Genomic DNA, 12,136 nt, shown 5'->3' with positions numbered 1-12,136 from the left:
CCGACCGCTTCGCGGACCGGCCCGCCACCCCCAACTGCTGAGCGCCGCAACGTCGAGAGGTGAGTCATGGCAGCGAGCAACAAGCACCGCAAGAAGGGCAGCAGCCGCATCCGCCGGGGCATGGCCGGCACGGTCGTCGCGGCCGTAGCGGTGGCCGGTCTCACCGCATCGGGCGCACCCGGCGGCCCAATCGCCGCGCCACGGCGCGGCGCGGCCCCGGACAGCGGCAGCGGGGACGGCGGGTGGACTGCGCCCGCGGGACCCTCGGCCGACGCCTACCACACCGAACTCCCGCCGCTGCGCGGCAGCAAGGGTAAACCGGGAGGCAAGGGCGAGGAGATCCCCGAGGTGCGGACCCAGTCCGGCATCCCGGCCACTGTCCTTACGGCCTACCGGCGCGCCGAGGACACCCTGGCCGACACCGACCCCGGCTGCCGCCTGCCCTGGCAACTCCTGGCCGCCATAGGCAAGGTGGAATCCGGGCAGGCCCGCGGCGGCCGGGTCGACGCGGACGGTACGACACTCAAGCCCATCCTCGGCCCGGTCCTGAACGGCAGCGGATTCGCCCGGATCTCCGACACGGACGGCGGGAAGTACGACGGCGACGCGACCTACGACCGGGCGGTGGGGCCGATGCAGTTCATCCCCTCCACCTGGGCCAGTTGGGGCGCCGACGGCAATCGGGACGGCCGCGCCGACCCCAACAACATCCACGACGCCGCGCTCGCGGCCGGCCGCTACCTGTGCGCGGGCGACCGCAACCTCGCGATCAAGGCGGACCTGGACCGGGCGATCCTCAGCTACAACCACTCGTCGGCCTATCTGCGTACGGTCCTGGCCTGGCTGGACTTCTACCGCCGCGGCGCCCACGAGGTCCCCGACGGCCGGGGCCCGCTGCCCACCAGCCCCGGCCCCGGCGGCAAGACCCAGGCGACCCGCCCGAACGGCGGGGACGGCGGGGACGGCGGCGGCCTGGTCATCGGCCCCCAGCCGTCCAACCCGGCCAACCCCCGCCCCGGCGACTCGGCCTCCCCGGACCCGACCCGCCCGGGCCCGCGCCCGACAAGTCCCGGCCCGCGCCCAAGGCCCACCACTCCCGACCCCACCGACCCGGACCCCACCACCCCGGAGTGCCCTTCCCCTACCCCCTCCGACGCCCCGTCCCCGACGGACGACCCGTCCCCCTCCGACACCCCGACACCTTCGGACCCCTCTTCGCCTTCACCGACCCCCTCACCGACGGGATCGCCCACGCTCTCGCCGACCGATTCGACGCCCCCCGACCCCTGCGACGGCTAGCGTTGCCCGGTCTTCTTTGGGCAGTCGTTGCTCCAGGCGCAGCACGCGTTAGACCGTGATGACGAGCTTGCCCCGTGGGTGTCCCTTCTCCAGGTGGCGGACGGCGGCCGGGGCGTCGGCGAGTGGGTAGGTGCGGTCGATGACCGGAGTGATCGCCTTGGTCTCGGCGAGGTTCTTGAGGGTCAGCAGGTCCCGTCGGCGGACGGCTGCGAACACCGGGCGGAAGGTCTGGCTCACGACGGCGGACAGCACCAGGGCGCGCGCCCAGCGGTCCATGCCGCCGAGTACGGGGCCTCCGCTCTCGCCGCCGACGAAAGCGACTGTGCCGCGTGAGGTGAGGACGCGGCGCAGGAGGGACAGGGGGCGGTTGCCGGCGGCGTCCAGGATGAAGTCGTAGCGGACGGGCCGGGCGGTGATCTCCTCGTGGGTGTAGTCGATGACGTCGACGGCGCCGAGGTCGCGCAGCAGATCGCCCGCGTCGGGGCCGCAGACGCCGGTGACCCGGGCGCCGTAGTGGACCGCGAGTTGCACGGCGTATGTTCCGACACCGCCGGAAGCCCCGATGACCAGGACCCGCTGGCCGGGGCCCGGGCGTGCCACGGCGAGGGCCTGGAGTGCGGTGATGCCGGAGACGGGAAGCGCGGCGGCTTCCTCGAAGGAGAGGGAGGCGGGTTTGGGGGCGAGCCGGTCGCCCTTGCCGCACGCGTACTCGGCGAACGATCCGTCGCACTCGCCGAAGACGTCGTCGCCCGGCCTGACCCCCCTCACCTTCGCGCCGACCGCCTCGACGGTCCCGGCCGCATCCCAGCCACGGACGCGATGACTGGGCCGCCGCAGACCGATCTGCGGGCTGAGGCGGGCGATGTACGGCCGCCCCGTCATGAGGTGCCAGACACTCGGGTCTACGCCCGCCGCGTGGACACGTACGAGCACCTCGTCCTCGCCGGGGGTGGGGCGGTCGATGTCCCGCAGGCGCAGCAACTCCGCGGATCCGAAAGCGTCCTGGACGATTGCCTGCATCGGACCCTCCTCGACCGCCGTTGCGACAGGGCTCCCTTGGATGGTCCTGGGAGAGGGTGCTGTTGGCCAGACCGGGGCACGAGTTGTTCATGGACTCGTCGGGGTGACCGGTTTCCCGGGCACCAACCGGCACTCCGGGCACGCGGAGCAGAGTTCAGCTGGATTTGGACGGCAGCGGCAGGGCGTCATTCGCCGCGGTCCCTGCCGCGGTCTGCGTACGGGTTTCCTCCGCCACGAGGCCGAGCACGCGCTCCCGCTCCTGGCGGCCCCAGGTCTCCTTGGTCGCGAGGATGCCGCCGAGGCCGACCACGGCCGCCCCGAGGTAGAGCAGCGCGGCGCCCGGCCAGCCGAAGGAACCCACCAGGGCGGCGGCGAGCAGCGGGGCGAAGCCGCCGATGGCCGCGGCGACTTGGTAGCCGAGCGAGGCACCCGAGGTGCGGGTCGCGGTGCGGAACTGCTCGGTGAGCAGCGAGCCCTGGGTTCCGGTCAGCGATGCGTGAATCAGGCCGATGCCGATGATGAATACCGAGACCACCAGGGCGGGTTGGGCCGAGTTGGTGAGCAGATACATCGGGAAGGCGAAGAGGATCGCCGCCGTACAGGCCGCTATGTAGATGGGGCGGCGTCCGATGCGGTCGGTGAGCGCGCCGGCAAGGAAGGTGACGGCAATGGCGAGGATGCTGGCGACGGTGATCGCGCCCAGGGCGACGGGCCTGAGGTCGGGGTGGCGTTCGGTGATGTAGCTCAGGAGGTAGGTGGCGGTGGAGTAGTAGGCGAAGGACTCGACCACGCGCAGGGCGATGACGCGCAGGATGCCGCGCCAGTCGTCGACCAGGGTGGCGCGGAGCGGGTTCTTCTCGGTTTTGCCGCTCGCCTGCGCTTCCTCGAACTCAGGGGATTCGGAGAGCCGGGAGCGCACGATCAGCGCCGCGATCACCATGACGGCGCTCAGCAGGAAGGGCGTCCGCCACTGCCAGCTGCCGTCGAGTGTGTCGCTCCACGCGAACACACCGCTGGCCAGGGCGATGCCCAGCGGGTTGCCGGCCTGGGGGATCGCGGCGAACATGCCGCGGCGGTGCCATGGCGCGTGCTCGTAGGCCATGGTGATCGCCCCGCCCCACTCGGCGCCGAACGCGAGGCCCTGGATCATGCGGATGAGTACGAGCAGGATCGGTGCGAGCGCACCGACCTGTGCGTAGGTCGGCAGTACGCCGATGAGGAAGGTGGCGGCGCCCATGATGGTCATGGCTGCGACGAGGACGGGCTTGCGGCCGAGTCTGTCGGCGAAGTAGCCGCCGATGGCGCCGCCGAGCGGGCGCATGACGAAGCCGACCGCGAGGGTGGCGAAGGAGAGCAGCGTGCCGACGAACCGGTCGCTCTCGGGGAAGAAGACCGCGCCGAAGTAGAGGGCGGAGGCGGTGCCGTATGCGATGAAGTCGTAGTTCTCGACGCTCGTGCCGAAGGCGGCGGCGACCGCGGTCTTGACGCGGTCCTTGGAGCCGAGCACGCTCCGCCGTCCGGCGGGGACGCTGGTGGACATGGGGGTTCTCCTTGTTGAGAGGTCGCCGGATCCTTTGAGTGCGTGATCTGGGCATGACAAGGCATGGCGAGGAAACGCCCGGCGTCGTCGTCCGCAGGCAGGGCGTTTGGTTGTCAGCGGTGTCAGGGGTGCAGCGGTGTCAGGGGGCCGGGGTCAGGGCGTCGAGCGCGTTCAGTTTGGCGACCCGGCGGCGGGTCTCTTCGTCGTCGTCGAAGACGGCGCCGAGGAACTCGCGGACGATGTCGGGCACGAGCGCGTGCGGGACCAGCCAGGCGCCCATGGCGATGGCGTTGGCGTCGTCATGTTCGACGGCCTGGTGCGCGGAGTAGGGCTCGTGGGCGAGGCCGCAGCGGATGCCGGGCAGTTTGTTGGCGGCCATGATGGCGCCCTGGCCGGTGCCGCAGACGAGCACGGCCCGATCGGCGGAGCCGGAGAGTACGACCTCGCAGGTGGTGCGGGTGATGTCCGGGAAGTCGACGGGTTCGCTGCTGTGGGTGCCGCAGTCGATCACCTCGTGTCCGAGTCCCTCGATGGCCTGGCGGACGGTGTCCTTGAGCGCGTATCCGGCGTGATCCGCGCCGAGGGCGACCTTCATCGGTTGTTCCTCTCGGGAAGGGCGCACTGCGGTGTAGCCGGGTGGAGTACGGACGTTGCAGTGCTCGGTGGTGGTGTGGGGGAGCAGTGGACGCTGCCGGTGGCGACGACCGCGAACCGGGCGCTCATCGGGCATCCGTCGGGGCGCGGTCGGCGAAGGTGGTGGGGATGCGTTGCCCCGGTGCGGTGCGGCCGGCGATGAGGTCGACGAGGCCTTGCACGCCGAGCCGGCCGATCGAGGAGGCGACGTTGCGGACCGCGCTGATGGGCGGCGAGGCGAACTCGAACCAGTCGAGGTCGTCGAAGGAGACGATCTCGATACGGGCTGCCTGCTCCGCGCCGAGCCGCTCGTGCAGCGTGCGCACGGCTCCCATGGTGGTCGGACCGTTCGCGCCGAACACGGCCGTGAAGGGGACGCCGCGATCGAGGATGCGGCCCATGGCCTCGGCCGCTCCGCCCGCGAGGAAGTCACCGGCGTCGAGCAGCTTGTCGTCGGTGCTGATGCCGTGGGCCCGGCGCCCGGCGAGGTAGGCGGCGCGGCGTTCGGCTCCGGTGGAAATCGTGTCCGGGCCGCCGATGAAGGCGACGTCGCGGTGGCCGCGGCGCTGGAGCCAGGCGAGCACGTGCGCTACGCCCTGCGCGTTGTCCGTGCCGTACAGCGGGGCGTCGACGCCCTCGATGCTGCGGTTGAGGAACACGAGCGGCAGCCCCGAGGCGAGTGTGGCCGCGAGTTGCGGCGAGACGCTGCTCTGCGGCGAGAAGAGCAGGCCGTCGATGCGCTGGGAGGCGAAGGTCTGGAGGTAGGCGTCGGCCTGCTCGGCGTCCTCGTTCGCGTTGGCGAGGAGCACGGTGTATCCGTGGCGGCGCGCCTCCTGCTCGGCGGCGTGCGCCAGTTCGGAGAAGAAGGGGTTGCGGATGTCCGAGACGAGCAGCCCCAGCACGTCGGTGCGGGCGCGTCGCAGGGAGCGGGCGGGGCCGTTGGCGACGTATCCCAGCTCCGCGGCGGCGGCGAGCACGCGGGCCTGGGAGTCGGCCGAGGTCTGACTGCTGCCGCTGAGCACTCGGGACGCGGTACCCAGCGCGACGCCGGCGCGTGCGGCGACATCCTTGATCGTGGCCATCCGCCCCACCTCCTCGTGGAAACGTTTCCATGAACCGAACGACTTCAAGATCCCACACAGATCGCGAAATGAGCAAGGCCCTGGAGGGGGAGAGGTGTTACGGGGCCCGGCAAGGGGCGCAGCGCTGCCATGCGGTGGCTCACGCAGTCATGCTCGAGGAGCCGCCGAGGGGCGGTGGCGGATTACTCCGGCGGTCGGTTGTACGAGTCCAGTGTCGCCTTGTTGGTCGACGCGTCCACGAGCCGTAGTTCCCACGGCCCCGAGTTGATCTCGTAGTCCCGGCCGAACCCGACCCACTTGCCGCTCATCCGGCGTCCTGTCGGGTCGACCAGCATCTGAAGTGCCCCGAAGTAGCGAGCTCCCTGGTAGTAACCGTCGCGAGCCGTCTCCTCCTGCCAGGTGCCCGTGACCGCACTGTTGTCGATCTGGAGATCGAGGGTGAGAGGGCTGTTGGGGTTGAGCGACGCGTTCGGCAGGCTGCGGCCCGTGAGCCTGTTTCCGTGCTGGAGCAGAACGACGTGATGCTTGCCGGTGAACACCTCGTTGTTCCGGCCGCTGCTCACGAATTCGTAGCGCGACACCCACACCCCGGAGTAGTTGATGCGAGGCGAGGCCTGAGGGGTCGGTGAACCGCTCGCCTCGGGGATACCGACGGGCGAGCCTTCAAGGTCGTGTCCGCCCCGGCCGTCGTCGGAGATGCGTGCCATGGGTACTTGGGCTGCGAACCCCAGGCTCTCGACAGGCAGGCCCGTGACGCTTTCCAGGGCTCTGGCGTAAACGGGACGGGGGGCGGCTGTGGTGCCGCTCTCCCATCGCTGCACAAGGCGCTTCGAAGCGTCGTTCCGCTGGCCGGCGCGAGCTCCGGCGTCACGGATGGCGCGGGCGAATTCATCCTGGCTGAGGAGCAGTCCCATGCGAACCGCCCGAAGGGTGCCGTTCGGTGTGTTCATGCGGTAACGGTAGTCCGGTCACCTGTGTAATGACACCGAAATGACGCCCTACGCGGCGCCCTTTTAACGTCCTGAGCGTCGTCGCGCGATCCGCCGTGGTGCGGCCACTGTGAACGGTGACAGCCACCCCCGATGGAAGCGGGCGAACGTGTCGAACAACGGCGATCAGCGAGCTCCCGAGAGAACGACCCCCGAGGTGATCGAAAAGCACCCCGTCGGTGTCCTGGTCATCGACCTGCGGCGGCAGCGGCTTGGGCGGGTGATGGGGCATGAGGGGCCGTATCTTCAGCTCCGCCCGCCCGGTGGAGGGCGTGAGTGGGACGCCGATCCCGGACGCGTCCGTCAGGCCGAGGGAGACGAGATCCTTCGTGCGGGCGTGTACGAGGTGAGCCACGTGGCCCCGGAGCGGACGCCGTGAGCGCGCAGCCCGAGGCCTTGCCCGATGCGAAGACACTCAGCAACCTTCAATTGACCGAGCAGGCCTGTGCGTTGTGCGGGCGGCGCCTGTTCCGTGATCGGTTGCTCGGCTGCGTCACGTACCGGGACAACTTCGGCAGGGAGACCACCGCGGAGTTGTGGGCGTGCGCGCCGGTGTGTCCGCGGTGATCAAAACGTGCCGGGAGTGCCGCGAGGACACGGCTGAGCCGATCGCCGTCGGCCTTGAGTCCACGATCTCCTGCGGCGGGCGGGTCATTTACCTCTGCCCGCCGTGCCGTCTTGATCTCAAGGTCGTGCCGCTGTCGCAGCATCCCGAGGGCTCCCACGGACGGGTGCTGTACGAGGAAGACACCGCCCCCTGAACGGGGCAATCAGCATGGCGTGGACGGCCGTCGGCCGTGACGCCCCCTCCCCTCAGACGGCCGTGTGCGGCTCCGCGCGGCGCGCAGCCGCTTCGGCGACATCGATGGCCGTCCAGGCCATGCCGATTGCCCCGTCGATCACGGCGCGGTCCGCCGTCGGGGTGCGGCACGCGGCGGTGAACTCCGGCTGGTGGTTGACCGCGGGGAGGCAGTCGAGGCCCAGCATGGGGTGGATGGTGGGCACGGCATGGGAGACGTTTCCCATGTCGGTGGCGGCGCCCGCGACAGTGCTCGGCAGTTCGGGGAAACGGCGGCCGAGCGCCGTCGCGTTGGCGACCCACAGGGCGAGGAGATCCTGGTCCGGCCGCAGGTCGGCGTAGTCGGGACCGACCGGCGCGGTGGACAACTCGCAGCCCGTGGCCAGTGCGCCCGCCTCGAAGCAGCGGTGCACCCGCTCCGCCAGCGGCCGCAACGCGTCCATGCTGCCGCTGCGTACGATCCAGCGACCGCGGCTGGAGTCGGGGATGACATTCGCGGCGGAGCCGGCCTCGGTGACGATGCCGTGTATGCGGTCGGAGGCACTGGTCTGCTGACGCAGTAGCCCGATGCCCACCTGAGCCAGCGTCATGGCGTCCGCCGCGTTGACGCCCAACTCGGGGTAGGCGCCGGCGTGAGCCGCCTTGCCCTGGTAGGTCACGTCGAACTGGGTGACGGCCAGGCCGGGCATCGCCGCCATCTCGATCGCGGCCGGATGGACCATCATGGCCGCGTGCACGCCGTCGAAGGCCCCCTGTTCCAGCATCAGCACCTTGCCGCCTCCGCCTTCCTCGGCGGGCGTGCCAAGTACCCGTACCGTCAGGCCGAGTTCGTCCGCCAAGGGGGCCAGTCCCAGACCGGCGCCGACCGCCGCGGCGGCGATGACATTGTGGCCGCAGGCGTGGCCGATGCCGGGCAGGGCGTCGTACTCCGCGCAGATCGCGATGTGGGTCGGCCCGGTGCCGACCGTCGCCTCCACGGCGGTCGGCAGTCCGCAGTATCCGTGCCGGACCGCGAACCCCGCCTCGCTCAGGGCATCGGCGACCCAGCGGCTGGCGAGATGCTCCTCGAAGGCCAACTCGGGGTGGGCGTGGATCCGGTGGGACAGCGCGATCAGGTCGTCTTCCGCGGCACGGATGCGCCCTGCCGCAGCTTCCTTGGCGGCGGTCACAGGGCGCCTGCCGGGGCGGTGGCAGCGATGTGCACGGCGGCGGGCCGGGTCGCCGCGTCGTACGCGGCACGCGCCCCGGTGGCTCCCATGCCGCTGTCGCGGGCGGGTTCGTAGAGCCGCTCGGGTCCGCCGCCCTGCCACTGGTTGATCCAGACGACGCCCACGGGCAGGTGCGCGGCTGCCGCGATGTGATTGGGGTCGTCGGTGTACACGGTGGCGGCGAGACCGAAGCGGGAGGCAGCCGCGCGCGTGAGGCCCTCCTCGAAGCTGGAGACGACGGTGACGGGCGCTACGGGGCCGAACGTCTCCTCGGTCATCACGAGCATGGTGTCGTCGACTCCGGTGAGCACGGTCGCCGGGTAGAAGTAGCCGGGACGCTCCGGTAGGGCACCGCCTGCGCGGACGGTGGCGCCCTTGCTCACGGCGTCCTCGACGTGGCGTCGTACGGTCTCGCGCTGCCGCGCGTCCACGAGCGGCCCGAGCATGGTGGCGGGCTCGAGACCGTCGCCGACGGTGAAGGTCCGCGCAGCGGCGGTCAGCGCCTCGACGAACTCGTCCGCGATCCGCTCATGGACGTAGATGCGTTCCATGGAGGTGCAGATCTGGCCGGTGTTGATGAACGCGCCGAAGGCGACGGCCTGCGCGGTGGCCACCGGATCGACCCCGGCGTCGATGACGGCGGCGTCCTTGCCGCCGAGTTCGAGCACGCTGCGGCTCAGGCGGTGGCCGGTCGCCGCCCCCACGGCGCGACCGGCCCCGACGGAGCCGGTGAAGTGGACGAGCCGTACCCCTTCGTGTTCCGCCAGCGCCGCGCCGGTGCGGCCGTCGCCGAGGACCAGGTTCAGCACGCCCGGCGGCAGCCCGGCGGAAGCGGCCAGCTCCAGCAGCCGCACCGTGGAGACCGGGGAGAGCTCGGAGGGCTTGACCACGACGGTGTTCCCGGCGGCGAGCAGCGGACCGAGCGCGCCGAGCACCATGACGACCGGAAAGTTCCACGGGGTGATCACGGCGGTGACGCCGAGCGGGTGGCGGACGATGTCGGTCCGCTCGCCCGCCGGCCCCGGACCGGCCACCGTTTCGCTGAACGGGTACGTCAGCGCCTGGTCGGCGGCGGCCTTCAGCCCGGCCACGGCCCCCGCTATGAAGGTGCGCCCGATGCCGACCGGTTTGCCCATCTCCCGGCATTCCAGTTCGGCCAGTTCGTCGGTGTGCGCGGCGATCGCGTCGGCCCAGGCGTGGATCTGTTCCACGCGCCGCGCCACGGTGAGCGCGGCCCACTGGGACTGTGCCGCGCCCGCCGCGGCCACGGCACGCTCGACGTCGGCGGCGTTGCCCGCGCGGAAGTGCGCGAAGGCTTCCTCGGTGGCGGGGTTGACCACGGCGACGACATCCTCGCCGACCGCTTCTTCCCACCGGCCGCCGATGAAGTTCTGCAGGGTTTCCATGGTGATGCCGTTTCTGTTCGGTACGGGGCGGGACCAGGTATCCCGGCGGCCCCGGGCGTACGAGGCGGGGTCAGGCGTCGAGCCGGTCGGCCATGAGCTCGCCGGTCATGATGGCGGCGAGATTGGTGTTGGCCCGGGGCACGGACGGGAAGACCGAGGCGTCCACGACCCGCAGACCCCGGACCCCCTGCACCCGGCAGGCCGGGTCGACGACCGTCCCGGCGGCCCCCGGGGCGCCCATCCGGCAGGTACTCGTGCCGTGCTGGGCGTCGATGACCGTGGACAGCAGGTAGTCGTCGAGGTCGCTGTCGTTCGCCAGGGCCGCGAACAGCGGACGGTTCGCCTCTTCGACCGATCCGCCGAGCACGGCTGCTGTCCCGGCGCTGCGGCTCAACTCGACGAGGGCACGCACACCTTCGCGCATCGGTGCGAGGTCACGCTCGTCGGACAGCATCCGCTGCGCGACGTACGGGTGTGTCGAAGGGTCGGTGGAGACCAGCGTGAGCTCGCCGCGCGAGTGGGTGCGGTTCAGCCAGACGCCGAAGGCACCGGCGTGCGACTGGGTGTTGGCCGTGGCCATGGCCAGCACGTTCTGGTTGAGCGAGACGAACATGAGGTCGTCGGAGTGCGTACCGGCCTCGCTGGACCAGCGCACGCACACATTGGTGTGCCGGTCGTGCGGCGACTTGATGGCGGCTTCGGCCCGCAATGGCAGCGAGAGCACCGTCATCGCGTGGTCCTGCATACCCAGCCCGACCGGCAGGTCCTGGCGGACCTCGATTCCCAGCGCCCGCAGCTGACCGGCGGGGCCGATGCCCGAGCGCAGCAGGATAGCGGGGGAGTGGATCACTCCGGCGCTGAGGATCACCTCGTCCGCGTACTCGGTGACGACGGAGCCGTCGATCACCGCACGGACACCGATCGCGCGGTCGTTCTCGAAGAGGACGGTGTCCACGAGCGCGTCGCCGCGGACGGTGAGGCCGGCCAGCTCGCGTGCGGGTTCGAGGTAGGCGTCGTTGACGCTGACGCGGCGCGCGTCACGTGAGTTGATCGGATAGGGCGAGACTCCGGTGGCGCCGGGGGCGTTGACGTCGGGCGCCCAGCCGAACCCCGCCGCCAGGGCCGAGTCGGCCAGGGCCCGGTCGACGCTTCCCCAGGCGTCTTTGGGGGTGCGGTGGATCGGGGTCGGTCCGCCGCGGCCGTGGTAGGTCTCGTCGCCGAATTCCTCGTCGTCCTCCAGCTTGGCGAAGTAGGGCAGGACATCCCCGGGGGTCCATCCGGTGCAGCCGAGCCGGGCCCACTCCTCGAAGTCCTCCATCGGCGGCCTGATCGCGATCTGGCCGTTGACGGACGAACTGCCGCCCACGCCCCGGCCGCGCCAGTACGGGGCCTGCAGTTGTTTTTCGGTGCGTGAGGAGTTCAGGCCGGTCCACACCAGGTGTTGCGAGGCCGCGGGGTCCATGAGGGCCACCACGGGATTGGGCGAGCGCCACGCCTCCGGCATCTGCGCCGAGCGGTAGTCGGGGCCCGCCTCGAGGAGGAGGACCCGTCGGCCGCGAGCGGCGGCGCGGGAGGCGATCGCCGAACCCGCTGAGCCCGCGCCGACGACGATCAGGTCGAAACCGTGTGCTGCCATCTCTACTCCTTGGTGCGGGAGGAGTCGCTGCGCCGCGATGCGGGAGCGTCCCGCGCCGGTGACTTCTGCGCGGATGCTGGTAATCTGACGTACGAAGAAAGTTCAGTCAAGAATGAATATTCATTTTTTTCCGTACAGGGGGATGGGTGTCGCCAGCCGCCGACAGCAACTCAGCCATGGGCGACGAGCCGCTGATCGAGGACTTCGGTCAGCGGATCGGACGCGCGATGGGATGGCCGCCCATGGCCGGGCGGCTGGCGGGTGTGCTCATGCTCAGCCCGGCCCCCATGACGCTGTCGGAACTGCAGACGACCCTGGGGGCCAGCAAGGGTTCGGCATCCGAGATGACCCGCCTGCTCGTCGCGAACGGCACGGTCGAACGGGTCAAGGTGCCCGGCGTGCGCCAGGCCGGTTACGTGTGGCGCGACGACGCGTGGAGCGGCTGCCTCCAGCATCAGCTCGACCAGACCCAGCAGTTGCTCGAACTCGCCCGCACCGCGCAGGAGCGGGGCCGCGGCATGGGC

At 71.0% G+C, this 12,136-nt stretch carries 11 protein-coding genes; 3 read left to right on the top strand and 8 right to left on the bottom strand.

The genetic code is table 11. From position 1 onward, the window contains the following. The first annotated feature begins 66 nt into the window (after positions 1–66). Positions 67–1,299 (top strand): lytic transglycosylase domain-containing protein, encoded by a 1,233-nt coding sequence (locus ACQKIP_RS26395; protein ID WP_365856199.1) that lies wholly within the window; start codon positions 67–69, stop codon positions 1,297–1,299. Positions 1,300–1,347: 48 nt separating this feature from the next. On the opposite strand, the gene ACQKIP_RS26390 is transcribed toward ACQKIP_RS26395, so the two are convergent. From ACQKIP_RS26390 to ACQKIP_RS26370, 5 genes are all read right to left on the bottom strand, one after another. Further along, positions 1,348–2,319, bottom strand: a complete 972-nt coding sequence (locus tag ACQKIP_RS26390; protein WP_365856201.1) for an NAD(P)-dependent alcohol dehydrogenase — start codon at positions 2,317–2,319, stop codon at positions 1,348–1,350. Between the two features lie 154 nt (positions 2,320–2,473). Next, positions 2,474–3,859, bottom strand: a complete 1,386-nt coding sequence (locus ACQKIP_RS26385; RefSeq protein WP_365856203.1) for an MFS transporter — start codon at positions 3,857–3,859, stop codon at positions 2,474–2,476. 139 nt (positions 3,860–3,998) lie between these two features. Next, on the bottom strand, positions 3,999–4,454 hold the full coding sequence (locus ACQKIP_RS26380; protein ID WP_365856205.1) for an RpiB/LacA/LacB family sugar-phosphate isomerase: 456 nt from the start codon (positions 4,452–4,454) through the stop codon (positions 3,999–4,001). A gap of 124 nt (positions 4,455–4,578) precedes the next feature. Further along, complete coding sequence (locus ACQKIP_RS26375; protein ID WP_365856207.1) at positions 4,579–5,574, bottom strand: LacI family DNA-binding transcriptional regulator; 996 nt, start codon at positions 5,572–5,574, stop codon at positions 4,579–4,581. Positions 5,575–5,756: 182 nt separating this feature from the next. Next, positions 5,757–6,524, bottom strand: a complete 768-nt coding sequence (locus ACQKIP_RS26370) for a helix-turn-helix domain-containing protein (protein ID WP_365856209.1) — start codon at positions 6,522–6,524, stop codon at positions 5,757–5,759. A 581-nt stretch (positions 6,525–7,105) separates the two neighbouring features. Between ACQKIP_RS26370 and ACQKIP_RS26365 the strand changes: the two genes are divergently transcribed. Then, complete coding sequence (locus tag ACQKIP_RS26365) at positions 7,106–7,324, top strand: hypothetical protein (RefSeq protein ID WP_365856211.1); 219 nt, start codon at positions 7,106–7,108, stop codon at positions 7,322–7,324. 52 nt (positions 7,325–7,376) lie between these two features. Here ACQKIP_RS26365 and ACQKIP_RS26360 read toward each other — a convergent pair whose 3' ends face one another. From ACQKIP_RS26360 to ACQKIP_RS26350, 3 genes are all read right to left on the bottom strand, one after another. After that, on the bottom strand, positions 7,377–8,531 hold the full coding sequence (locus ACQKIP_RS26360) for a M20 family metallopeptidase (RefSeq protein WP_365856213.1): 1,155 nt from the start codon (positions 8,529–8,531) through the stop codon (positions 7,377–7,379). Next, positions 8,528–9,976 (bottom strand): aldehyde dehydrogenase family protein, encoded by a 1,449-nt coding sequence (locus tag ACQKIP_RS26355; RefSeq protein WP_365856215.1) that lies wholly within the window; start codon positions 9,974–9,976, stop codon positions 8,528–8,530. Before ACQKIP_RS26355 ends, ACQKIP_RS26360 begins: the two co-directional genes overlap by 4 nt. A gap of 70 nt (positions 9,977–10,046) precedes the next feature. Next, a complete protein-coding gene (locus ACQKIP_RS26350) occupies positions 10,047–11,612 on the bottom strand; it encodes a GMC family oxidoreductase (protein ID WP_365856217.1) in 1,566 nt (521 codons plus the stop codon). Positions 11,613–11,758: 146 nt separating this feature from the next. On the opposite strand from ACQKIP_RS26350, the gene ACQKIP_RS26345 reads away from it, so the two are divergent. Then, the coding region (locus tag ACQKIP_RS26345) for a GbsR/MarR family transcriptional regulator (RefSeq protein WP_427744267.1) at positions 11,759–12,136 on the top strand (378 nt) is incomplete at its 3' end.

The organism is Streptomyces sp. NPDC059900, assembly GCF_050270335.1.
Taxonomy (GTDB): domain Bacteria; phylum Actinomycetota; class Actinomycetes; order Streptomycetales; family Streptomycetaceae; genus Streptomyces.
Note: the sequence above shows the minus strand (reverse complement) of the source record. Positions and strands in the feature narration are given on the sequence as shown.